The following is a 22,228-nucleotide window of genomic DNA, read 5'->3' as shown; positions in this document are numbered from 1 at the left end:
GAGCAAGCCCGCTCCCACAATTTGGAATGCGTTCCCCCTGTGGGAGCGGGCTTGCTCGCGAAGACGGTCGATCAGTCCGGCACAAGTTCCCGGCGAACCACCATCATCCCGGCACTCTCATACAACCGCTGCGCCCGCAGATTGTCTTCCAGCACCTTCAGATCGACAAATCCTTCGCGCCTTTGCTGAAACACCTTGAATGCATTCAGCAGCAATGCCCGACCCAAACCTCGGCCCTGAGCACGTTGGTGCACCACCAGATTCTTGATGTACGAACTGGTCCAGCATTGCGCCACGCCGATCACGCCTTCGTTATCGCGGGCGATGAAGCACAATTCAGGATCGTATTCGGCATCGCTTTCAAACCGCTGCTGCCACTCCTCCAGTGCCGGCACGCGGCCACCGCCCTCACGGTAGCCGAGTTGCATCAGTTGATGCACCGCCGCCGCCAGTTCCGGACGATAGGTGCTCAGCTCAATGCCTTCCGGCCAGTGGATCGGCGGCACGCCTTGGCGAAGGTCGCGCCGCATCAAAAAGCAGTACGTCTGGCCCAAGACTCAGTGACCGTTGGCGGCGACGTGTTTGGCCGCTTCGATCAGGCGCTGGGTCAGTTCCGGCGAGGAGAACTTGGTCAGCACCGCGTTGGCCCCGGCCAGACGCGCTTTCTCGCTGTTCATCGCGCTGTCGAGCGAGGTGTGCAGCAGCACGTAGAGGTGGGCGAAGTCCGGCGTCTCGCGCAGGGTGCGGGTGAAGGCGTAGCCGTCCATCTCGGACATTTCGATGTCGGAGACGATCAGGTTGATCTGTTGCGCGGTGCCTTGCAGATCCAGCAGGCAGTCGATGGCTTCCTTGGCACTGCGCGCGGTGTGACATTGCAGGCCTAGGTTGCGCAGGGTGTGCACCGATTGCTGCAACGCTACCTGGCTGTCATCGACCACCAGAATCCGCGCGTTGCCTAACACTTCGGCGTCTTCCATGCTCAGGTCGGTCGGGGCCATTTCGATCTGCGCCGGGGCGATGCTGTGGATGACTTTCTCGATGTCGAGCACTTGTACCAGTGTGCCGTCCACCGAGGTCACGCCGGTGATGTAGGCGCGCGAGCCGCCGGAGCCGAACGGCGGCGGCTTGATGTCGGTGGTCAGGCAATGGACGATTTTGCTCACCGCCTGAACGTGCAGGCCCTGCTTGGAGCGGCTGACGTCGGTGACGATCAGGCAGCCGCCGTTCGGGTCTTCCAGCGGTCGCTCGCCGATGGCGCGGCTGAGGTCGATCACCGACAGCGACGCGCCGCGCAGGGTGGCGATGCCTTTGATGTGCGGATGCGACTCGGGCATTTTGGTCAGCGGCGGGCAGGGGATGATTTCACTGACTTTCAGCAGGTTGATCGCCATCAGCTTGCCGCTGCGCAAGGTAAACAGCAGAAGCGAAAGTGAATCTGCGCGGGCTTTGGTGGAAGACATATAAACCTTCTGTGGAAAAAGGTGATGGGCGAGGGTGCAAATCGCCAGAAACTATTGATGCCGGGTTATCGGCGTTAACGGGGGGGGCTTTAGGTCGGTTATCGGCTGGCGGCAGATCCAAAGCCCCTCACCCCAGCCCTCTCCCGAAGGGAGAGGGGGCCGAACGAGGTGTCTGGCGCTGTACATCGACCTGAATGACCGAGTCGATTATGGATTCAGTACAGATCTCTCACGTCGGCGGAATTCTTGAATATCCCCCAATCAGTCCCCTCTCCCTCCGGGAGAGGGCTAGGGTGAGGGGGTGCTTTTAGCTCTTCATCCCCAACCGCTTGGCCATCCGCCCAAGATTCGCCCTATCCAGCCCCAGCTCCCGCGCCGCACTCGCCCAGTTATCCTGATTGCGTTCCAGCGCCGCACTGATCAAGCGGCGCTGATACTCCTCAGTGGCGCTGCGCAAGTCGCCATTGATCAACGGTGCCACGGTTAAAATATTGGCAACCGGCTCAACCGAGTTATCCACAACCTCCCGCGGCAAATCCAGATCCGCCGCGCTCAAACTGAGGATCTTCGGCCGCACCTTGCAATTGCCCAGTGCCTTCAGCGCGCTACGCCCGATCAAGTGTTCCAGTTCGCGCACGTTGCCCGGCCAAGTGTAGGCGAGCAACGCGTCCTGGGCATCGCTACTCAAACGCAGGCTGTTGAGGCCCATGCGCGAGCGGTTCTGTTCCAGAAAGAAGCCGCTGAGCAGCAACACATCGCGGCCGCGATCGCGCAGCGCCGGGACGCGCAGCGGGTACACGCTCAAGCGGTGATAGAAGTCGGCGCGGTAGCGGCCGCTGCGCACTTCTTCGGCCAGATCGCGGTTGGTCGCGGCGATCAGGCGCACATCGACCTGATGTTCCTTGTCCGAGCCGAGCCGCTGCAACTGGCCGCTTTGCAGCACGCGCAGCAACTTGGCCTGTACGGTCAGCGACAGTTCGCCGACTTCATCGAGAAACAGCGTGCCGCCATTGGCCAGTTCGAACTTGCCGCGGCGGTCGCTGGTGGCGCCGGTAAAGGCGCCGCGCACATGGCCGAACAGTTCGCTCTCGACCAAGGTGTCGGGCAGGGCGGCGCAGTTGAGGCTGATGATCGGTTTGTCGGCGCGCGGCGAGGCGGCGTGGATCGCTTGCGCCACCAACTCCTTGCCGACCCCGGTTTCGCCGGTGATCAGCACGGTCAGGTCGCTGCCGCCGACCAGATTGATTTCCTCCACCAGCCGTTTGTGCGCCTTGCTCTGGCCGATCATTTCACGCTGCTGCTGACCGCTGGCCTGGCGGTAGACCTCGGCGCGATGGTGTTCGTCCTCGGCACGCAGCGCCAGGCGCTCAATGCGTTCGGCGGCGTTGACCGTGGCCGAGGCGAGACTGGCGAACGCTTGCAAGGCGTCGAGTTCGATCGGCTCGAAACGCTCCGGATCGAGCGCATCAAGGGTGATCAGGCCCCAGAGTTTTTCATCGACGAACAGCGGACAGCCGAGACAGTCATGTACCTCAAGGTGATCGCCCAGACCATCGACCAAGCCGTCGTAAGGATCGGGCAAGTCGCTGTCGGCGGCGAACCGCGTTGGCCCGGCGCCGTCCAGCAGGATCTCGAAACGGGGATGTTCGCTGACCTTGAAGCGCCGGCCGAGGGTGTCGGTACTCAAACCATCCACCGCCAGCGGCACCAGCCATTCGCCGTCCAGGCGCAGCAACGCGGCGGCATCGCACGGCAGCAGGGCGCGCATGGCTTCGAGCAGGCGCCGATAGCGCTCGCCCTCGGGCAGTTCGCGGGACAGGTCGGAGACCAGTGGCAGTAGAGCGGTGAGCAGGGATTTGGCGGTCATGGTCTTGTAGTCAAAGAGACTCGATGTAGTCGCGATGACTATAAAACGCTTTGAGTCTAAATGACTACGTAAAAAATAAACCATTGATTTATAAAGATAATTTATCTGGCACGAAAACTGATAAGCCTAAGGCAATTCTCAAAAAGCTCAGGAGTCATTCTTATGCTTAGCGTCCAGGATCGTGCCATCGTCAAATCCACTGTGCCTCTGTTGGAAAGCGACGGAGAAGCGCTGATCACCCACTTCTACCGCACGATGCTCTCCGAATACCCTGAGGTGCGCCCACTGTTCAACCAGGCGCATCAGGCCAGTGGCGATCAGCCGCGCGCGTTGGCCAATGGTGTGTTGATGTACGCCCGGCACATCGATCAGCTCGACCAGTTGGGCGATCTGGTGGCGAAGATCATCAACAAGCACGTCGCCCTGCAAATCCTTCCGGAGCACTACCCGATTGTCGGCACCTGCCTGCTGCGCGCCATTTCCGAAGTGCTCGGCGACGAGATCGCCACGCCGGAAGTGATGAGCGCGTGGGGCGCGGCGTACGGGCAATTGGCCGAGATTCTGATCGGCGCTGAAGCCGCAATCTACGACCAGAAAGAACAAGCGGTCGGCGGCTGGCGCGGCGCGCGGGAGTTCATCGTGGTGGACAAGGTCGAGGAGAGCGCGGAAATCATTTCGTTCTACTTCGAGCCGGCGGACAAAGGCCCGATCCTTGCCGCAGAACCGGGTCAGTACATTGGCATGAAGCTGATCCTTGATGGCGAAGAAATCCGCCGTAATTACTCACTGTCGGCACTGGCCAATAAAGGTCAGTACCGCATCAGCGTCAAACGCGAACCGGGTGGTCGTGCGTCCAACCACTTGCATGACCAATTGCACGTCGGCGCGAGCATTCAGCTGTTCCCGCCATCGGGCGAGTTCACCCTGACTGCCAGCGACAAGCCGTTGGTGCTGATCAGTGGCGGGGTCGGCATCACGCCAACTTTGGCGATGCTCGAAGCAGCGCTGCAAACCGAGCGCCCGGTGCACTTTATCCACTGCGCGCGCAACGGCAGCGTGCATGCGTTCCGCGACTGGATCGATGGGCTGGCGGCGCGTCATCCGCAGCTCAAGCGCTTCTATTGCTACGCCGAAGACGACGGCGTGAGCCCGGCGGCGGACAAGGTCGGGATCCTCAGCCAAGAGCAATTGGGTGAGTGGCTGCCGGCGCAACGCGATGTCGACGCTTACTTCTTGGGGCCGAAGGGCTTCATGGGCGCGATCAAGCGGCATCTGAAAGCGTTGGGCGTGCCGGAGCAGCAGAGCCGGTATGAGTTCTTCGGGCCGGCGGCGGCTTTGGAATAATCCTTAGGACTGAGTCGCCTTCATCGCGAGCAGGCTCACTCCTACAGGGGCGGTGGCGTACATGAAAATGGTGTACGAAGCAGACCTCTTGTAGGAGTGAGCCTGCTCGCGATGGCCGTTACACAACTTTGATTCTTAAAAAGTGTTTAAAGGTTAATCGTTTCTTAACCGGTTTATCGTTTATTCCCCGATGCTGATGATAGGCGCTCGTTCGTTTAACTGATCAGGATCGCCCCCATGTCGCACATCATCTTCTCCTCTCGTCTGAGCCTGGCAATGCTTGGCCTGTCGGCCGCTTTGCTGGCCAGTCCGTTTGCTGCGGCCGAATCGGCGTTGATCGCACCACAGACCCTGGTCGTCGATCAGAGCCTGCCCAAGGCTCAGCGCGATGCAATGGAGTTGGCGGCGCGGCGTTACGGCAGTTTCTGGAACAGTGGGGAAGAGGCCCTGGCCACGGCCGCCTTGTCGCCGCAGTTTGTCGACAAGACCCCGCCCGAAGGTCGGGTGCAGGGGCCGACCGGGCCGTTGCTGGCATCGAAGTTCTTTCGTACGGCGGTGCCGGACCTGAGCTGCGAGATCGAGCAAATGATCATTGCCGGTGACCGCGTGGTGGTGCATCTGCACTTTCGCGGACACTTCAGTGGGACGTTCAAGGCTCTCAAAGGGCAGGGCCAGCGTGTAGACTTCCGGGCAACCGATATCTATCAGATCGACAACGGTCGCATCGCGGCCAATTGGCATATCGAAGACAACATCAGTCTGATGGCGCAACTGCAAGCGCAGCCGCCAGCCAGCTGAACCATGGACATACAAGGGAAACGCGATGAGCGAGGAAACGATTCGACTGGGACGTGAGCGGCGCTTTCTGGTGCTGCTGGGCATCATCTGTCTGGCACTGATCGGCGGCGCGCTGTACATGCAGATCGTGCTGGGCGAGGCACCATGCCCGCTGTGCATCCTGCAGCGTTATGCGTTGCTGCTGATTGCGCTGTTCGCGTTTATCGGCGCGGCCATGCGCACCCGCCGCAGCATCACGGTGTTCGAAGTGCTGGTGGTGATCTGCGCGATCGCCGGCGCCGGTGTTGCCGGGCATCACGTGTACACCCAGTTCTATCCGGCGGTGAGCTGCGGCATCGATGTGTTGCAGCCGATTGTCGACGACCTGCCGCTGGCGAAGATCTTCCCGCTGGGCTTCCAGGTCGATGGTTTCTGCTCGACGCCGTACCCGCCGATCCTCGGTCTGTCGCTGGCGCAATGGGCGCTGGTGGCGTTCGTGCTGGTGGTGATTCTGGTGCCGCTGCTGACCTCGCGTAACCGAAAAGCACTGCGCTGAATCAACTCTTCGGCAGATTGGCCGATACAGAAAACGCCCCGATTTGCGTATCAGCCGATCGGGGCGTTTTGCATTTCAGAGTGTTTGTGAAATCACCGTGACGAACGGCAATGGAGAGTGCGGCAGGTGTGCGACATGTTGTCACACGCGCCATGTCGCAGGGCCTTTCGGCGACCCGGATTGGCGTAATGTTACAAAAAAGGATTGGTCTGTTTCGGCATTTTTCTGGTTTTGCACGCAGGTGCCAGATCAGGCAGTTTTAACAGGCTCTGGCAGATGGCCAGAGGCCTTTGAATATCGGGCTTTGCGCCGATTCGCCGCTGGGAAAATCCCTTCGGAGCTGTCTGAACTGAGGTGTATAGGCCTACATTTTTTGGTGTTTTTGTTGAGAATCGATTTCGATAACATGCGGAACTTTTGCAAAAACGGTGATGGATTGTTGCTCTGAGCGATAAAAATTATTTCGGGATAAGACATGGTGTATAGGGCGCTACCTATCTACAATCGCCCGCACTGAATTCCCGGCACTGTTCAGCCTTTATTAAGGAACTGGACAGGAAGTCGGGTGTCGAGCGGGCCGAAAGGCTTTTGCGACACCCAGGTGTCGGTGCCTTCCAACTTTCCGCACCAAATGGAATTGGTCTGTAACAAGGCCTTTGACCACGAATTCGAATAAGAACTGACCGCTGTCCATGGTTTTGTCGAGCGTCTGACGCGCGACGGGCGGCCCTTATTCAATCCAAAGAAAATGCCAACCCTTGGCAGGGTGAAGTGTTGGCGATCAAAACCCAACTGCATTGCGCAAGCTGCTTTAGAGGTCGTGAGATGAGTAAAAACAGGTACCCCAGATTACTAGGCCTAGTGCCGCTGCTCGGCACGTTGTTGCTGGGAGGCTGCAACATGACCCTGCTCAATCCAACGGGCCAGGTCGGCCTGGAACAGCGCAACCTGATCATCACCGCCACGCTGCTGATGCTGTTGGTCGTTGTGCCGGTTATCGTCATGACCTTCCTGTTCGCCTGGAAGTACCGCGCGTCCAACAAGGATGCCGTCTACACCCCGAAATGGTCGCACTCGACCAAAATCGAAGTGGCGGTCTGGACCATCCCGGTTCTGATCATCATCGCCCTGGGTTACATCACCTACATTTCGACCCACAAACTGGACCCGTACCGTCCGATTGAATCCGACGTCAAGCCGGTGACCATCGAAGTCGTTGCGCTGGACTGGAAGTGGCTGTTCATCTACCCGGAACAAGGCATTGCCACGGTCAACAAGATCGTGTTCCCGGCGCATACTCCGGTCAACTTCCGGATCACCTCCGACGCCGTGATGAACTCGTTCTTCATCCCGGGCCTGGGCGGCCAGATCTACGCGATGGCGGGCATGACCACCAAGCTGCACCTGATCGCTGACCGCAACGCTGAAATGGACGGTATCTCCGCCAACTACAGCGGCGCTGGTTTCACCGGTATGAAATTCAAAGCGATCGCAACTTCTCAGGAAGATTTCGACGCCTGGGTAAGTGAAGTCAAAAAGGCACCTAAACAGCTTGAACAAGCTGAATACGCAGCCCTTGCCAAGCCAAGCCAGAACAATCCAGTCGAGCTCTACTCCTCGGTCACGCCGAACCTGTTCCAGACCATCGTCGACAAGTACGAAGGCATGAAACCGGGCAAGCCGCTGAAGCACGAGAAGAAAGAGAAAGAAGTGGCGGCAACGGACATGGACTCGAATTCGCATTCAGCTGCCGGGGCAGAGGAGTAAACGATGTTTGGTAAATTAAGTTGGGAAGCGATCCCTTTCCACGAGCCGATCGTGATGGTCACCATCTCGATGATCGCGCTCGGTGGTCTGGCGTTGTTCGCTGCAATCACCTACTTCAAGAAGTGGACCTACTTGTGGACCGAGTGGCTGACGTCGGTCGACCACAAGAAAATCGGTGTGATGTACATCATCGTTGCCATGGTCATGCTGCTGCGTGGCTTTGCCGACGCCATCATGATGCGTACCCAGCTGGCCATGGCCACCGAGGGTTCGCCTGGCTACCTGCCGCCTGAACACTATGACCAGATCTTCACCGCTCACGGTGTGATCATGATCATCTTCATGGCGATGCCATTCTTCACCGGCCTGATGAACCTTGCAGTGCCGCTGCAGATCGGCGCGCGTGACGTTGCCTTCCCGTTCCTGAACTCCCTGAGCTTCTGGCTGCTGGTGTCCGGCGTGGTGCTGATCAACCTGTCGCTGGGTGTCGGCGAATTCGCCAAGACTGGTTGGGTTGCCTATCCGCCGCTGTCGGGTCTGCAATACAGCCCTGGCGTGGGGATGGACTACTACATCTGGGCGCTACAGCTATCCGGGTTAGGTACGACGCTGACGGGGGTCAACTTCCTCGCCACCGTGCTGAAAATGCGTACCCCTGGCATGAAACTGATGGACATGCCGATCTTCACCTGGACCTGCACCTGGGCTAACGTCCTGATCGTGGCTTCGTTCCCGATCCTGACCGCTACCCTGGCACTGCTGACCCTCGACCGTTACATGGATTTCCACATTTTCACCAATGAACTTGGTGGCAATCCAATGATGTACGTCAACCTGTTCTGGGCCTGGGGCCACCCTGAGGTTTACATCCTGATCCTGCCGGCATTCGGCATCTTCTCGGAAGTGATCTCGGCGTTCACCGGCAAGAAACTGTTCGGCCACCACTCGATGATCTACGCTTCGGGCGCGATCTCGGTACTGGGCTTCATGGTTTGGCTGCACCACTTCTTCACCATGGGTTCGGGTGCCAGCGTCAACGCCTTCTTCGGTCTGGCGACGATGCTGATTTCCATCCCGACGGGTGTGAAACTGTTCAACTGGCTGTTCACCATCTACCAGGGCCGTCTGCGCTTCACCAGCCAGGTTCTGTGGACTCTGGGCTTCATGGTGACCTTCGCCATCGGCGGCATGACCGGCGTACTGCTGGCCATCCCGGGTGCTGACTTCGTTCTGCACAACAGCCTGTTCGTGATCGCGCACTTCCACAACGTGATCATCGGCGGCGCGGTATTCGGCTACATCGCAGGTTTCGGCTTCTACTTCCCGAAAGCGTTCGGCTTCAAGCTGCACGAAGGCTGGGGTAAAGCAGCGTTCTGGTTCTGGATCTCGGGCTTCTTCGTCGCGTTCATGCCGCTCTATGCACTGGGCTTCATGGGCATGACCCGTCGTCTGAACGCCACCACCAACCCTGAGTGGGTACCGTACCTGTACGTTGCCATGTTCGGTGCGGTGATGATCGCTGTCGGTATCGCCTGCCAACTGATCCAGCTGTACGTCAGTGTGCGTGACCGCAACAAGCCAGAGAACATGTGCGAACACGGTGACCCGTGGAATGCCCACACTCTGGAATGGTCGACCTCGTCGCCACCTCCGTTCTACAACTTCGCTGTGCTGCCTAAGGCTGACTGCATCGACCCGTTCACCGAAGCCAAGGAAAACGGTACTGCGTACCAGGCTCCGGCCAAGTACGAGCCGATCCACATGCCGAACAACACCGCCACTGGCGTGGTGATGGGCGCACTGCTGACCGTCTTCGGTTTCGCGATGATCTGGCACATCTGGTGGTTGGCGATCGCCAGCCTGGCCGGCACTGTCATCTACTTCGTGATCCACGCCGCACGTGACGACCAGGGCTACATGGTTCCGGTTGAAACGATCGAGCGCATCGAAGCCGAGCAGCACAAGCGTCTGGTCGCGGCAGGGAAAATCCCGGCCAATGCCACCCGTGTAACCTCGTTGGAACAGGCTTAAACCATGTCGAACTTAGTGACCAATGTTGGACACGCCCATGGTGACCATGGGCACGATGACCATCACCACGACTCGGGCGAGATGACCGTATACGGTTTCTGGCTCTACCTGATGACCGACTGCATTCTGTTTGCGTCGATCTTCGCGGTGTACGCAGTACTGGTAAACAACGTCGCCGGTGGCCCGTCGGGCCACGACATTTTCGAACTGCCATACGTGCTGGGCGAAACCGCTCTGCTGTTGTTCAGTTCGATCACCTACGGCTTCGCCATGCTGGCGTTGTACAAAGGCAAGAAGCAGCAGGTTCTGGGCTGGTTGTTCATGACCTTCCTGCTCGGCGCAGGCTTCATCGCCATGGAGATCAACGAGTTCCACCTGCTGATCTCCGAGGGCTTCGGTCCTAGCCGTTCGGGCTTCCTGTCGGCGTTCTTCACCCTGGTCGGTACCCACGGTCTGCACGTATCTGCGGGTCTGATCTGGATGGGCATCATGATGTACCAGGTCAACAAGCACGGCCTGACGGCGACCAACAAGACCCGTCTGAGCTGCCTGAGCCTGTTCTGGCACTTCCTGGACGTGGTGTGGATCTGCGTATTCACCGTTGTTTACCTGATGGGGACTCTGTAATGGCTAATGCACACTCCCATGACAGCCATGATGCTGGCCACGGCAGCGTAAAGTCGTACGCCATCGGCTTCATCCTGTCGGTGATCCTGACTGCCATCCCGTTCGGCCTGGTGATGTTTCCGACCTTGCCGAAGTCGACCACGCTGGCAATCGTTCTGTTGTTCGCAGTAATCCAGGTGATTGTTCACCTGTACTACTTCCTGCACCTGGACCGTTCGATTGCACAACGTAACAACGTGATCGCGTTTGTCTTTACGGCCATCGTGATCCTGCTGCTGGTTGGCCTGTCGCTGTGGATCATGTTCAGCATCCACACGTACATGATGGCGAAGTGAGGTAGACCCGATGTCGCTCAAGCACTTTATCCAAATCACCAAACCGGGGATCATTTTCGGTAACGTGCTTTCTGTGGCAGGCGGGTTCTTCCTGGCCTCGAAAGGGCATGTAGATCTGGCGGTGTTCCTGGCCGCCATGATCGGCACATCCCTGGTTGTGGCCTCCGGTTGCGTGTTCAACAACTGCATCGACCGCGACATCGACCTGAAGATGGAACGCACCAAGAACCGGGTGCTGGTGCAGGGCTTGATCTCCCTGAAACTGGCCCTGGTCTACGCGACCATCCTGGGTGTTCTCGGCGTTGCCTTGTTGTACAAGGTGGCCAACCCGTTGGCCGCCCTGTTCGCGGTAATCGGCTTCATCATCTACGTCGGCTTCTACAGCCTGTACCTCAAGCGCAAGTCGGTTCACGGCACGCTGGTGGGCAGTCTGTCGGGCGCCATGCCGCCAGTGATCGGTTACGTTGCCGTAACCAACAGCTTCGACATGGCCGCACTGACCCTGCTGGTGATGTTCAGCCTGTGGCAGATGCCGCATTCCTACGCCATCGCGATCTTCCGCTTCAACGACTACCTGGCCGCATCGATTCCGGTGCTGCCCGTCAAGCGCGGAATCGAAGTGGCCAAGAAGCACATCCTGCTCTACATCCTGGCGTTCCTCGTGGCGACCTTGATGCTGACCTTCAGCGGTTACGCCGGCATGAGCTACCTCGCGGTCGCCGCGGCCATGGGCATGTACTGGTTGTACATGGCCTGGACCGGCTACAAGGCAGTGGATGACACGGTCTGGGCACGCAAGCTGTTCGTGTTCTCGATCTTCACCATCACCGCCCTGAGCGTCATGATGTCCCTGGACTTCAAGGTGCCGGCCGAGCTGCTGCTGACGTACGCGCCGTAAGGCTGGATGTCTTCACGAAAAACCCCGCACATTGAGAGATGTGCGGGGTTTTTTGTTGGGTGCTATTTAAGGTTGAGCGTGTCTTTGGGAAACGACTGTCTGCTTATAGAGAGATCTCCTACCTTCAGAAAACTTTTCATTAGTTAGGATCCCAGAGGCTATTTTCTAATGGGGCAGGTTTGGATGAAAAAGCGCGATCTGTTTGCTGAATTAATGCAGGGCGTCGCAGAGATGGCGGCACATCGTGAAAATGTGGCGAAGGATGCCTTAGCGGCCGGTTGCTATCACTTCGTGAAACACCTAGATTTGGATCCAACTATGTCGATGACGTGCCACAAATCGGATCTCCGGCAATCATCGGTCTTAACCTGCGGTTCTTCATGCACTGATCAAAAGGCTGGGCGAAATGACTGAGAGGATGACCTGCGACGAACGTTTCATTGCCCTGGCACACGAGCTGAACTACGACATCTACGGCGAGAACACCGCCGGCGGCAATTACGCGCCGCTGATCCGGCACCGCGATGAGTTGTACATCAGCGGCATGGTGCCGCGGGTCAATGGCAGGATTCTGTATCCCGGTCGCGTCGGGTTGGAGTTGACGCTCAAGGATGCCCAGGCTGCCGCGAGCATCAGTGCCATGCGCTGCCTGGCGCTGATTGTCGATGCGGTGGGTTCGCTGGACAAGATTCGGGCGTTGTTGCGGGTCACGGTGTATGTGAAGTCGACCCCGGACTTCGTAGACCTGAGCGAAGTGGCCAACGGTGCATCGGATGTGTTCAGCCATGTGCTCGGCGACGCCGGTCGGCACACTCGCACTACGGTCGGTGTCTATCAGTTGCCAAAGAACGCCGCGGTTGAAGTCGACATGATCGCGGCGGTGCAGCCGGAAGTCTGACCGTTACGCCGCCCAACAAAAAGCCCCGCCTGAATCTCAGAGCGGGGCTTTTTTGTCGGTGCCGGGATTACTGCGCGGCGATGCTGTAACCATCGAACGCGGTTTGCTGTTGCAGGGCGGTGATGATGTTCTTGCGGTTGATCGCGTGTTCGGTGCCGGCGTTGTCGATGAAGGTCTCGCCCTCCAACTCGGCTTCTTCGCCTTCACCGATGAAGGTGAAACCGAGGAACTCCAGCGCTTCACGGTCAACGTTCAGACGCGAACGCGGCGTGCGCAGCGGCAGCGTTACGCTGCTGCCGTCCTTGCTGATGGTGAAGATTTCCAGTTCTTTCTTCTTGGCAGCCTTGCTCTTGCCGCCGCTCGGGTTGCTGATCGCCTGGTGGGTCTGATTCAGCACTTTGAGCGCGAGGCCGTAAACGATTTCCTGGAACGCCGGATCGTCCTTGAAGCAGGACAGGATGCGGCCGATTGAAAACTTGCTGCTCAGGTCTTCGAGGGCGGCGATGTCGGCGGCCTCGGCGTCCTTGAGGCGCTTGAGTTCGCCCATCAGCTCGTAGGCCTTGTCGTCATCGAAGCTGTCGTGCGCCTGACGGATCGCGGCGCGCAGCTCGCGGATCTGGTCACTTTCGCGGGTCGACTGGAAAGCATCCAGCACCATCTCGCTGATGATTTTGGCTTGTGGAAGGTGTTGTGAAAGATTGATGGAGTTTTCGTATTCCGCTTTGGACGATTCGGTGACTACGGATTCAGCGGTGTTGAAATCGGACATTGAAATTTCACTACTTTTTTAACTTGAGTGGAAACGAGAAAGCGCGAGGTCTTTTTCAGGCCGGTTAATTTAGGGGAGCGGGGCGGCGTTGTCACGGAACAACAGTCCGGTGGTGCGGATTATTTGTCCGGCGTGTTCAGGTTCATCGAGCGCACCATCCACTGTTCAGCGGTTTGCTGATCGGTCGGCAGCGTGAAGCGGAAAGTCGCGCCGCGCCCGGCGACATCGATCAACTGAATCTCACGCCCGTGCAGTTGCAGGATGCGGTGGACGATCCGCAGGCCCAGTCCACCGTCACGCCGCGCGCCGCCAATATTGAACGGACGCAGGAACAGACCTTCGCGCAGATCCGGAGCGATGCCGGGGCCGGAGTCGCTGACCGTGACTTCGACCAAGGCGCCCTGGGGTTTCAAGTCGAGCTCGATTTCACCGCCCGCAGGCGTGTGGCGCAAAGCGTTATCCACCAGGTTGGTCAGCACCCGTTCGATCAACCCGAGGTCGGCGCACACCGTCGGCAGGTTCGGACCGAAGCTGGCCTTGAGTTCGACGTGGCGTGCTTCGGCGGCCAGTTCGAATTTCTGGAAGATGTCCTGCAGCAGATCGATCAGCGAGAAGCGTTCCAGTACCGGTTGCACGAAACCGTGCTCCAGACGCACCAGCTCCAGCAGCGATTGCGCCAACCCGCCGACCTTGCGGCTTTGATCGAGAGCGATACCCAGATAGCGGCGCCGCTCCTCGGCAGAGAGCGTGGCGTCCTTGAGTGACAGGGTTTCCAGATAGCCGTGCAACGAGGCCAGCGGTGTGCGCAGGTCGTGAGAAATGTTCGCCACCAGTTCGCGGCGCTCCTGATCCTGGCGGGTCAACGAGCGCCACTGATCACCCAGTCGGTTTTGCATCTGCCGGAAGGCGCCATCGAGTACGGCGATTTCATCCGGGTCAGCGCTTTTATCCACAGTCGCTGACGGTGCAGGCAGAGGTTGCGGCGCGCCATCAATGTCGAAGCGGCTGACGGTTTCGGTCAATCGGCGCAGTGGCCGGGTGATCAGGTTGAACGCCGTGAGACCGGCGATCAGGCATAGCAATGCGACCAGTCCGATCGACAGCAATGCAGTGTTGAGCGCAGCACTGGTCGCGCCACGTTCAGCGAAGCGATCGTGTTCTTCACTGAGCAACACCACGTACAGATAACCGGCGGGCTTGCCGTTGACCCGTAACGGCGCGGCACTGAAGACCTTGCGCCCGTCGACGCTGCGCGGGTCATCGCCGAGGATCGGCAGCGGCTGGTCATTGAGCAGGCGGCGGATCGGCGCCAGATCGACGGTCTCCCGGCGTAGATGGCCTTCGGGCGCCGCGTTGCCGACAATCCGCCCCTCACTGTCGAGCAGGTACACCTCGACACTCGGGTTGACCAGCATCAGCTTGCTGAACAGTTCGCGCACGGCGCCGGGCATCAGGCCATTGCTGTCCATCAGCACCGTGTCATGGGCGATGTGCTGTGCCAGATCCCGCGACAGGCCTTGCACCACTTCCAGTTCATGCATCTTGCTGGAGCGCACCTGCAGCCATGCCGAGGTGCCGCAGCACACCAGCAGCAAAACGGCGAACACCAGCGACAGGCGCTGCGACAGGGTCAGTTTCATGGTTGTTCCGTACTGAATTTATAGCCTCGCCCCCACACGGTGAGGATGCGGGTCGGTTGCGCCGGATCGCTTTCGATTTTCGCCCGCAAGCGATTGATGTGGGTGTTGACCGTGTGCTCGTAGCCTTCGTGGCTGTAACCCCATACCGCGTTGAGCAGGTCCATGCGTGAGAACACCTTGCCCGGCTGTCGGGCGAAGAAATACAGCAAGTCGAACTCTCGCGGAGTGAGGTCCAGCCGCGCACCGTTGAGGGCGACGTCGCGGGTGATCGGGTCGATGCTCAAACCATCGAGACTGAGGCTGCCGGCGTCCATTTTCAGGTTGCGCGCCATGGCGTCGACCCGGCGCAGCAAGGCTTTGACCCGAGCCACCAGTTCCAGCATTGAAAACGGTTTGGCGAGGTAATCGTCGGCACCCAGCTCCAGACCCAGAATGCGGTGCAATTCGCTGGAGCGGGCGCTGGTGATGATGATCGGCGTGTAGCGCGCCATCGCCCGGGCGCGGCGGCAGATTTCCAGGCCGTCGACCCCCGGCAACATCAGGTCGAGGATCAGTGCATCCCATTGCCCTTGCTGCAACAGGCGCATGCCTTCATCGCCGTCGGCACTGTGCACGACGTCGTAATGCTCATCGCGCAGGTGCAGGCAAATAAGGTCAGCGATGTGTTGGTCATCCTCGACCACGAGGATGCGTCTGGTCGGTTCCATCAAGCTCAATCCTTCGGCGCAGTGAGCGCATTGTGCGGGTTTTCCTCGGGGCGAGTTATCACGAATTCGTTAACTTCCCGTGAGGATTTAGCGATCAACCCAAGCCTAGGCTGTGTTCCATGACAGGCACCTGGAATTTTTGGAGACGGCCATGTTTTCACGGCGACAGATTCTCGTAGCGAGCGGCGGGCTGGGGGTTGCAGCCCTGGTGGCGGGTGTATTGCCAAAATTTTCCTCGAGCACCGGACTGATCGAGCAAGCCCATGCCGATGAGGTTTTCGAGGTGAGCCACAGCGACAGTGAATGGCACTCGCTGCTCTCGGACGAGCAGTACGCCATCCTGCGCGAAGAAGGCACCGAACGGGCCTATACCAGCCCGCTCAACGACGAGCATCGCAACGGCACATTCGCCTGCGCGGGTTGTGATCTGGCGCTGTTTTCATCGGCGACCAAGTTCGACAGCCGCACGGGCTGGCCGAGTTTCTGGGCACCGTTGGAACATGCGGTGGCCACGCGTCAGGACCGATCGTTCGGCATGTCACGCAATGAAGTGCACTGCCGACGCTGCGGCGGGCACTTGGGACATGTGTTCGACGACGGCCCGAAACCCACCGGCCTGCGCTATTGCATGAATGGCCTGGCGATGACGTTCAAACCCGTGGCGGCATGAGCCATGGCCATTTTTCGATGTTCACTTTCTACAGGACGACACCATGTGGCTCTTGGTTCTCGCTTATCTGGGCGGTGTGCTGACGATCGTCAGTCCGTGCATCCTGCCTGTTCTGCCTTTTGTCTTCGCTCGCACCGGGCAGCCGTTTATCAAGAGTGGCTTGCCGCTCTTGGCCGGGATGGCGCTGACTTTCGCCCTCGTCGCCACACTGGCGGCGGTGGGCGGCGGTTGGGTGGTGCAAGTCAATCAGTACGGGCGCTGGCTCGCGTTGCTGTTCGTTGCACTGTTCGGGCTGACGCTGCTGCTGCCGCGCCTCGCCGAGCGCCTGACGCGACCGCTGGTGTCGGCCGGCAGTCGGCTGTCCGAAGCCGCGGGCCAGGACAATCGTCCGCGTCCCGGCGCCTCGTTTCTGATTGGCGTCGCCACGGGTCTGCTCTGGGCACCGTGCGCCGGGCCCATCCTCGGTTTGATTCTGACCGGAGCCGCGCTGCAAGGGGCAAGCATCGCCACCACGCTGTTGTTGCTCGCCTACGCGGCGGGCGCCGCGACTTCACTGGCGGCGGCGCTGCTGCTGGGCGGTAAGGTCTTTGCGTTGATGAAGCGCTCGATCGGTACGGGGGAGTGGATCCGGCGTGGGTTGGGAGCGGCGATGCTCGCGGGTGTCGCAGCGATTGCGCTGGGCCTCGACACCGGGTTGCTGGCGCGGTTGTCGACCGCGTCCACGGGCGGGATTGAACAGGCACTGGTGGGCAAGCTGACCAGCAAATCGCCGACGGGCAACGGAACCATGATGGCGCAGATTCCTGCTGCCGGCGGGGCGATGAAAGTTGCCGACAAGGCACCGGGAACACTACCGGTCGAAGGCCAGTTGCCGCCGCTCAATGGCGCCGTGCAATGGCTCAATTCGCCACCGTTGGACGCCCAGGCATTGAAGGGCAAAGTGGTGCTGGTGGATTTCTGGACCTACTCCTGCATCAACTGCCTGCGCACCTTGCCATACGTCAAAGCCTGGGCGGAAAAGTACCGCGATCAAGGCCTGGTAGTGATTGGCGTGCACGCCCCGGAATTCGCTTTCGAGCGCGACGTGGGCAATGTCACTAAAGCCATGAAGGAGCTGGGTATCAACTATCCGGTCGCCATCGATAACGACTACAAAATCTGGCGTGCTTTCAACAACGAATACTGGCCGGCGCATTATTTTGCCGATGCTCAAGGACGGATTCGTTACCACCATTTTGGCGAAGGGGATTACGCCGAATCGGAACGGGTCATACAGCAGTTGCTGCGTGAGGCCGGGGCGAAAACCGTCGCCGACGGCTTGATCAACGCCGATGCCCAAGGCGTGCAACAGGCGCCGGACATGAATCAGGTGCTGTCACCGGAAACCTACGTCGGTTACCAGCGTGCGGAACATTTCGTACCGGAAACCGGGCTGGTGCCTGACAAGGTCGCGACCTATAACCCACCCGCCAACCTGACCCTGAATGACTGGAGCCTTGGCGGCCAGTGGGCCGTCGGTGCCGAGCGCGCCACCGCCAGCGCGCCGGCCAGTCGCATCGTCTACCGCTTCCACGCCCGCGATCTGCATCTGGTGCTGGGCCCGGGTGCGGATGGCAAACCGGTGCGTTTCAACGTGTCGATTGACGGTCAGGCGCCGGGTGCCGCCCATGGTGTGGATGTCGCCGCGGATGGCAGCGGCCGCGTGACCGAGCAGCGCCTGTATCAACTGGTACGGCAAACCGACGAGGTGAAGGACCGGACCTTCACCATCGAATTTCTTGACCCGGGCGTATCGGCTTACGCCTTCACCTTCGGCTGATCGGGAGTGCGCAACATGAAAGCTCAAAACAACTGGCGCCGTGCACTGCTCGGCGTCGCCATGGCTGGTGTGATCGGTCAGTGCTCGGCGTTCTCTTTCGGTGCAGAGGACGCGGTGGTCATCCCGCCGCCAGCCCTCGACGAAACCACTCAGGCGCACAGTGAAACGGCGGTGTTCGCCGGTGGTTGTTTCTGGGGCGTGCAAGGGGTTTTCCAACACGTCAAAGGTGTACAGAAAGCCGTTTCCGGTTATGCCGGTGGCGCAGCGAACACGGCGCAATACGAGCGGGTCAGCGAAGGCGATACCGGTCACGCCGAGTCCGTGCAAGTTACCTTCGACCCGACGCAAGTCAGCTACGGCAGCCTGCTGCAGATCTACTTCTCGGTGGCCCACAATCCGACCGAACTCAACCGCCAAGGCCCCGACAGCGGCACGCAATATCGCTCGGCGCTGTTCCCGGTCAATGCCGATCAACAACGGGTGGCCCAGGCCTACATCGCCCAACTTGACGCCGAGCATGCCTACAGCAAACCGATCGTCACCAAACTGGAAACCTACAACGGCTTCTACCCGGCGGAGGACTATCACCAGGATTTCCTCACCGAACACCCAAGCTATCCGTACATCGTGATCAACGACATGCCCAAGGTCGCGCAGTTGAAGCAGTTGTTTGCGCAGCGTTATCAGGAGAAACCAGTGTTAGTGAAAAGTGGTTCCTGAATTACTGCGAGGTTATTTGCCGGCGTTGGGACTGAAGCGTGCGCAGCAAACGGTAGTACTTCAGCGAACGAGTGCCGATCAACCCACAGACGAAACCTGACGCTGCAGCTTTGAACAGCAGCGTATCCAGAGCAGAGGCTTGCTCCGGATGCACGTCATCCTGATAACCGAAGTAGTAATTCACGGCAAAAAACAACAGGTACAACATCAACACTTTCCAAGTGCCGGGCAAGATCAGTCCCGTTTGCGAATCATCAAGCGTCACGTATTGCGCCGAAAACATTAGCCATGCCGTAACGCCGCCCAGCAAGAGGGCGCCAATCCAGCAGCTGAGGGACAGGACTGGGTTAAGCGTCAGATTTATTGAGAAGAGAGACCAGGCTATTAACACTGGTGGTGTGACCAGCATTGCTAAACGGCTTTTGGGGCTGGGCGTGCGAGCCTTGATCCCGAAATAAACGAGTACCAGGAAAACCGCATAAACCCACAGAGGGGTGTTTTGCAGAGTGATCAGCATCAATTGGCGTCCGTGCTTGAAAGAGAAGATGAATCATAGCGGTTGCCATGTTCGGCGGCGGTTATTTCAAGCGCGGTCGCTCCATGGCAATTACCGATGTTTCAAACCCCAAACTGGCAAAAAACGCCTCCGCACCTTCGCGCCCGGCGCGCAGTACCCAAGTGATCTCGGGGTTGTCCCCCATGACATGCTCGACCAGTGCGCGCCCGACGCCGGCGCGCCGATGCTGGCCATCAACTACGACCATCGACAGATAACCGTTGGACAAACCATCGGTGATGCCTCGGGCAAAACCGATGATTTTTTCGCCGCTCAGTGCGACGGCAGTGCGTTGCGAGTTTTCGATCAGTTGAGTGAAGTAGTCGCTGGAGCCTGTTCGGTGTCCCCAGCCATGTAGGCCGAGAAACAGCCGAACTGGCTCCACTTCGTCGGGCAACAGATCGCGTACGGTAAGGTCGTTTCTCATCGATAACAGCATCCTTGTCGGCAATCACCGGAGCGTAGTCGATAGCAATTGAGTCAGGATCTGCCCCAGGTTTGCATTGCGAATTCGACGAAGCGCCGCAGCTTGGGCAAACGATAACGATCCGGGGCATAGAGCAAATGCAAAGGGCGGCTCGGTGGCTGGTAATAGGGTATCACCGTCACCAGTTTGCCGTCGCGCAGATCCTGTTCCACCAGCGCATCCGGCAGCATGACGATGCCCATGCCGGTGCGTGCTGCCTGATGAAGGCCGGCGGAGGTGTTCATCAGCATCGGGCCGCTGACGTCGACCAGAATCTCGCCGTCCGGGCCGCTGAGGCGCCAGCGTTTTTCCACCGATTGCCAGTCGTCGCCGGCAGGGTAGGCGAACGACAGGCAGTCGTGTTGTTGCAGGTCTTCCGGGGTGATCGGCATGCCGCGTCGGGCGACGTAAGCCGGCGAAGCGCACACGGTCAGGGTGTAGTCGATCAGCGGCCGGGCGATCAGGTTCGACTGCTCGAAATGTCCCAGCCGAAACGCTACGTCGAGGCCGCTTTCCAGCAGATCCGGGCGGCGGTTGGTCAGCACCACATCCATTTTCACCTGCGGGTATTGCAGGGAAAATTCACTGAGCGCTGGGGCCAGGCGTTCGACACCAAAGGTCAGCGGCGCGGTGATGCGCAACAGGCCGCGTGGCTCGTCTAGGGCCTGTTCGGCCAAGCGTTCGGAGTCGGCCACCAGACCCAGAACGTCCAGACAGCGCTGGTAGTACACGTTGCCGAACTCGGTAAGCCGCTACCGGCGGGTGGTGCGCTGCAACAATTGCACGCCGAGCCGTTGCTCCAGTGCGCGCAGGTGATTTCCGACCATGGTCGTGGACATTTCGCACTGCAAAGCGGCCGCCGTCATGCTCCCGGCTTCTACAACCTTCACGTAGACGCTCATTGCCTGCAACAGGTCCATTATCAAGCTCTGCTTTTAAATGATTGAAGTTTTACCGAGTTTATCCAGTTCTGGTGGCTAACCATACTGCAAACACACCGACCTTCACTGGAGTTTGAAGTCATGACCGCCGCCCTGATGAACACCTACCAATCGCTGGCTCTGAGTTTCACCAGAGGTCTGGGCACTCGCCTGTGGGATCAGGCCGGTCGTGAATACCTGGATGCCGTCGCCGGGGTTGCGGTGACCAACGTAGGGCACTCGCACCCACGGATCGTCGCTGCTATTAGCGAACAGGCGGGGCTGCTGTTGCACACCTCCAACCTGTACAGCATCGACTGGCAGCAGCAACTGGCCAAACGGCTGACTGAGCTGTCGGGCATGGATCGCGCGTTCTTCAATAACTCGGGTGCTGAGGCTAACGAGACTGCACTGAAACTTGCGCGCTTGTACGGCTGGAGCAAAGGTATCGAACAGCCGCTGGTGGTGGTCATGGCCAACGCATTTCATGGCCGCACGCTCGGTACGTTGTCGGCGAGTGATGGCCCGGCGGTGCGCCTGGGCTTCAATGATCTGCCGGGGGATTTCGTCAAAGTGCCTTTCGGTGATCTGGCGGCGCTGGATCAGCTGCAGCACAAGCATGGCGCGCGCATCGTGGCGATTCTGGTCGAGCCGATCCAGGGCGAAAGCGGCGTGCAACTGGCGCCGCCCGGCTACCTCAAAGCCCTGCGGGAAGTGTGCAATCGGCGCGCCTGGCTGTTGATGCTCGACGAAATCCAGACCGGTATCGGCCGCACTGGCCAGTGGTTTGCGTTCCAGCATGAAGGTATCGTGCCGGACGTCATGACCCTGGCCAAAGGCCTCGGCAACGGTGTGCCGATCGGCGCCTGTCTGGCGCGGGGCAGAGCGGCGGACCTGTTCACGCCCGGCAGCCATGGCAGCACCTTCGGCGGCAACCCGCTGGCCTGCCGGGTCGGCTGCACGGTGCTGGACATCATCGAAGAACAGGGGCTGCTGGAGAACGTCAGAGTGCAGGGTGAGCGCCTGTTGACCCGCCTGCGCGCCGAACTGGCAGACAACCCCAATGTGTTGGCGATTCGCGGGCAGGGCTTGATGATCGGCATCGAGTTGAAACAGCCGATTCGCGATCTGACGCTGATTGCGGCGCGGGATCATGGATTGCTGATTAACGTGACGCGTGGCAAGACGATACGGCTGCTGCCGCCGCTGACGATTGATGAGCGGGAGGTGGGGATGATTGTCAGAGGGGTGGGGCGTGCCGTGATCGCGCACTGACGCGCAAACGAACCCCCTGTAGGAGTGAGCCTGCTCGCGATAGCGGTGTATCAGGCGATATACATTTTGAATGGCCTACCGCCATCGCGAGCAGGCGCACTCCTACATTGGAATAGGTGCACGTCA

The 22,228-nt window shown here is 59.5% G+C and carries 21 protein-coding genes and 1 pseudogene; 13 read left to right on the top strand and 9 right to left on the bottom strand.

Annotated elements, in window-relative coordinates; genetic code table 11:
- Positions 1-71: 71 nt before the first annotated feature.
- From QMX91_RS17330 to norR, 3 genes are all read right to left on the bottom strand, one after another.
- Entirely contained in the window at positions 72-530 is a 459-nt protein-coding gene (locus QMX91_RS17330) for a GNAT family N-acetyltransferase (protein ID WP_282413092.1), read from the bottom strand.
- A gap of 27 nt (positions 531-557) precedes the next feature.
- On the bottom strand, positions 558-1,460 hold the full coding sequence (locus QMX91_RS17325; protein ID WP_007968390.1) for a chemotaxis protein: 903 nt from the start codon (positions 1,458-1,460) through the stop codon (positions 558-560).
- Between the two features lie 307 nt (positions 1,461-1,767).
- Entirely contained in the window at positions 1,768-3,327 is a 1,560-nt protein-coding gene (gene norR / locus QMX91_RS17320; RefSeq protein WP_282413091.1) for a nitric oxide reductase transcriptional regulator NorR, read from the bottom strand.
- A 162-nt stretch (positions 3,328-3,489) separates the two neighbouring features.
- Here norR and hmpA point away from each other — a divergent pair, with 162 nt between their 5' ends.
- From hmpA to QMX91_RS17275, 9 genes are all read left to right on the top strand, one after another.
- Complete coding sequence (gene hmpA / locus QMX91_RS17315; RefSeq protein WP_282413090.1) at positions 3,490-4,671, top strand: NO-inducible flavohemoprotein; 1,182 nt, start codon at positions 3,490-3,492, stop codon at positions 4,669-4,671.
- Between the two features lie 237 nt (positions 4,672-4,908).
- On the top strand, positions 4,909-5,469 hold the full coding sequence (locus QMX91_RS17310; protein WP_134787291.1) for an ester cyclase: 561 nt from the start codon (positions 4,909-4,911) through the stop codon (positions 5,467-5,469).
- 25 nt (positions 5,470-5,494) lie between these two features.
- The gene (locus QMX91_RS17305; RefSeq protein ID WP_025109264.1) at positions 5,495-6,004 is read left to right on the top strand and encodes a disulfide bond formation protein B; all 510 of its coding nucleotides are present in this window, start codon (positions 5,495-5,497) and stop codon (positions 6,002-6,004) included.
- Positions 6,005-6,829: 825 nt separating this feature from the next.
- Positions 6,830-7,771: a ubiquinol oxidase subunit II gene (cyoA, locus tag QMX91_RS17300; RefSeq protein WP_027612162.1), complete on the top strand. Its 942-nt coding sequence runs from the start codon at positions 6,830-6,832 to the stop codon at positions 7,769-7,771.
- Between the two features lie 3 nt (positions 7,772-7,774).
- Positions 7,775-9,802 carry a cytochrome o ubiquinol oxidase subunit I gene (gene cyoB, locus QMX91_RS17295; protein ID WP_007968380.1) on the top strand — a complete coding sequence of 676 codons (2,028 nt, stop codon included), beginning with the start codon at positions 7,775-7,777 and terminating at the stop codon, positions 9,800-9,802.
- Between the two features lie 3 nt (positions 9,803-9,805).
- Positions 9,806-10,429: a cytochrome o ubiquinol oxidase subunit III gene (cyoC, locus tag QMX91_RS17290; protein ID WP_003227982.1), complete on the top strand. Its 624-nt coding sequence runs from the start codon at positions 9,806-9,808 to the stop codon at positions 10,427-10,429.
- Entirely contained in the window at positions 10,429-10,764 is a 336-nt protein-coding gene (gene cyoD / locus QMX91_RS17285) for a cytochrome o ubiquinol oxidase subunit IV (RefSeq protein WP_003227981.1), read from the top strand. The genes cyoC and cyoD overlap by 1 nt, the downstream gene beginning before the upstream one ends.
- Before the next feature lie 10 nt (positions 10,765-10,774).
- Entirely contained in the window at positions 10,775-11,662 is an 888-nt protein-coding gene (cyoE, locus tag QMX91_RS17280; protein ID WP_003227980.1) for a heme o synthase, read from the top strand.
- Between the two features lie 406 nt (positions 11,663-12,068).
- Entirely contained in the window at positions 12,069-12,560 is a 492-nt protein-coding gene (locus tag QMX91_RS17275; RefSeq protein WP_027612161.1) for a RidA family protein, read from the top strand.
- A gap of 67 nt (positions 12,561-12,627) precedes the next feature.
- Here QMX91_RS17275 and QMX91_RS17270 read toward each other — a convergent pair whose 3' ends face one another.
- From QMX91_RS17270 to QMX91_RS17260, 3 genes are all read right to left on the bottom strand, one after another.
- A complete protein-coding gene (locus tag QMX91_RS17270; RefSeq protein WP_135296518.1) occupies positions 12,628-13,329 on the bottom strand; it encodes a hypothetical protein in 702 nt (233 codons plus the stop codon).
- 119 nt (positions 13,330-13,448) lie between these two features.
- Positions 13,449-14,969 carry a HAMP domain-containing sensor histidine kinase gene (locus QMX91_RS17265; protein WP_135296517.1) on the bottom strand — a complete coding sequence of 507 codons (1,521 nt, stop codon included), beginning with the start codon at positions 14,967-14,969 and terminating at the stop codon, positions 13,449-13,451.
- Positions 14,966-15,676, bottom strand: coding sequence for a response regulator transcription factor (locus QMX91_RS17260; RefSeq protein WP_210558534.1), 711 nt, complete (start codon positions 15,674-15,676; stop codon positions 14,966-14,968). Before QMX91_RS17260 ends, QMX91_RS17265 begins: the two co-directional genes overlap by 4 nt.
- Positions 15,677-15,827: 151 nt before the next feature.
- Here QMX91_RS17260 and msrB point away from each other — a divergent pair, with 151 nt between their 5' ends.
- Genes msrB through msrA form a run of 3 tightly spaced genes read left to right on the top strand, consistent with a single transcriptional unit; the run spans position 15,828 to position 18,885 of the window.
- Entirely contained in the window at positions 15,828-16,346 is a 519-nt protein-coding gene (msrB, locus tag QMX91_RS17255) for a peptide-methionine (R)-S-oxide reductase MsrB (protein ID WP_098965507.1), read from the top strand.
- 43 nt (positions 16,347-16,389) lie between these two features.
- Positions 16,390-18,165 carry a cytochrome c biogenesis protein DipZ gene (locus QMX91_RS17250; RefSeq protein WP_282413089.1) on the top strand — a complete coding sequence of 592 codons (1,776 nt, stop codon included), beginning with the start codon at positions 16,390-16,392 and terminating at the stop codon, positions 18,163-18,165.
- 15 nt (positions 18,166-18,180) lie between these two features.
- Positions 18,181-18,885: a peptide-methionine (S)-S-oxide reductase MsrA gene (gene msrA, locus QMX91_RS17245; RefSeq protein ID WP_282413088.1), complete on the top strand. Its 705-nt coding sequence runs from the start codon at positions 18,181-18,183 to the stop codon at positions 18,883-18,885.
- Between the two features lies 1 nt (position 18,886).
- On the opposite strand, the gene QMX91_RS17240 is transcribed toward msrA, so the two are convergent.
- From QMX91_RS17240 to QMX91_RS17230, 3 genes and pseudogenes are all read right to left on the bottom strand, one after another.
- Positions 18,887-19,402: a hypothetical protein gene (locus tag QMX91_RS17240; protein WP_135296512.1), complete on the bottom strand. Its 516-nt coding sequence runs from the start codon at positions 19,400-19,402 to the stop codon at positions 18,887-18,889.
- Between the two features lie 61 nt (positions 19,403-19,463).
- Positions 19,464-19,868, bottom strand: coding sequence for a GNAT family N-acetyltransferase (locus QMX91_RS17235; protein WP_135296511.1), 405 nt, complete (start codon positions 19,866-19,868; stop codon positions 19,464-19,466).
- 53 nt (positions 19,869-19,921) lie between these two features.
- A pseudogene (locus tag QMX91_RS17230) lies at positions 19,922-20,827 on the bottom strand (LysR family transcriptional regulator).
- Positions 20,828-20,929: 102 nt separating this feature from the next.
- Here QMX91_RS17230 and QMX91_RS17225 point away from each other — a divergent pair.
- Positions 20,930-22,102 carry an aspartate aminotransferase family protein gene (locus tag QMX91_RS17225; RefSeq protein ID WP_223008003.1) on the top strand — a complete coding sequence of 391 codons (1,173 nt, stop codon included), beginning with the start codon at positions 20,930-20,932 and terminating at the stop codon, positions 22,100-22,102.
- The last annotated feature ends 126 nt before the right edge of the window (positions 22,103-22,228 follow it).

The organism is Pseudomonas sp. PS01299 (assembly GCF_029960145.1).
GTDB classification, from domain to species: Bacteria; Pseudomonadota; Gammaproteobacteria; order Pseudomonadales; family Pseudomonadaceae; genus Aquipseudomonas; species Aquipseudomonas putida_A.
The sequence above is the reverse complement of the archived record's forward strand: the minus strand, read 5'-3'. Positions and strand labels throughout refer to the sequence as shown.

Coding starts and splice junctions, on each gene's coding strand:
- QMX91_RS17330 (WP_282413092.1), bottom strand. CDS start 530: ATGCGGCGCGACCTTCGCCAAGGCGTGCCGCCGATCCACTGGCCGGAA.
- QMX91_RS17325 (WP_007968390.1), bottom strand. CDS start 1,460: ATGTCTTCCACCAAAGCCCGCGCAGATTCACTTTCGCTTCTGCTGTTT.
- norR (WP_282413091.1), bottom strand. CDS start 3,327: ATGACCGCCAAATCCCTGCTCACCGCTCTACTGCCACTGGTCTCCGAC.
- hmpA (WP_282413090.1), top strand. CDS start 3,490: ATGCTTAGCGTCCAGGATCGTGCCATCGTCAAATCCACTGTGCCTCTG.
- QMX91_RS17310 (WP_134787291.1), top strand. CDS start 4,909: ATGTCGCACATCATCTTCTCCTCTCGTCTGAGCCTGGCAATGCTTGGC.
- QMX91_RS17305 (WP_025109264.1), top strand. CDS start 5,495: ATGAGCGAGGAAACGATTCGACTGGGACGTGAGCGGCGCTTTCTGGTG.
- cyoA (WP_027612162.1), top strand. CDS start 6,830: ATGAGTAAAAACAGGTACCCCAGATTACTAGGCCTAGTGCCGCTGCTC.
- cyoB (WP_007968380.1), top strand. CDS start 7,775: ATGTTTGGTAAATTAAGTTGGGAAGCGATCCCTTTCCACGAGCCGATC.
- cyoC (WP_003227982.1), top strand. CDS start 9,806: ATGTCGAACTTAGTGACCAATGTTGGACACGCCCATGGTGACCATGGG.
- cyoD (WP_003227981.1), top strand. CDS start 10,429: ATGGCTAATGCACACTCCCATGACAGCCATGATGCTGGCCACGGCAGC.
- cyoE (WP_003227980.1), top strand. CDS start 10,775: ATGTCGCTCAAGCACTTTATCCAAATCACCAAACCGGGGATCATTTTC.
- QMX91_RS17275 (WP_027612161.1), top strand. CDS start 12,069: ATGACTGAGAGGATGACCTGCGACGAACGTTTCATTGCCCTGGCACAC.
- QMX91_RS17270 (WP_135296518.1), bottom strand. CDS start 13,329: ATGTCCGATTTCAACACCGCTGAATCCGTAGTCACCGAATCGTCCAAA.
- QMX91_RS17265 (WP_135296517.1), bottom strand. CDS start 14,969: ATGAAACTGACCCTGTCGCAGCGCCTGTCGCTGGTGTTCGCCGTTTTG.
- QMX91_RS17260 (WP_210558534.1), bottom strand. CDS start 15,676: ATGGAACCGACCAGACGCATCCTCGTGGTCGAGGATGACCAACACATC.
- msrB (WP_098965507.1), top strand. CDS start 15,828: ATGTTTTCACGGCGACAGATTCTCGTAGCGAGCGGCGGGCTGGGGGTT.
- QMX91_RS17250 (WP_282413089.1), top strand. CDS start 16,390: ATGTGGCTCTTGGTTCTCGCTTATCTGGGCGGTGTGCTGACGATCGTC.
- msrA (WP_282413088.1), top strand. CDS start 18,181: ATGAAAGCTCAAAACAACTGGCGCCGTGCACTGCTCGGCGTCGCCATG.
- QMX91_RS17240 (WP_135296512.1), bottom strand. CDS start 19,402: ATGCTGATCACTCTGCAAAACACCCCTCTGTGGGTTTATGCGGTTTTC.
- QMX91_RS17235 (WP_135296511.1), bottom strand. CDS start 19,868: ATGAGAAACGACCTTACCGTACGCGATCTGTTGCCCGACGAAGTGGAG.
- QMX91_RS17225 (WP_223008003.1), top strand. CDS start 20,930: ATGACCGCCGCCCTGATGAACACCTACCAATCGCTGGCTCTGAGTTTC.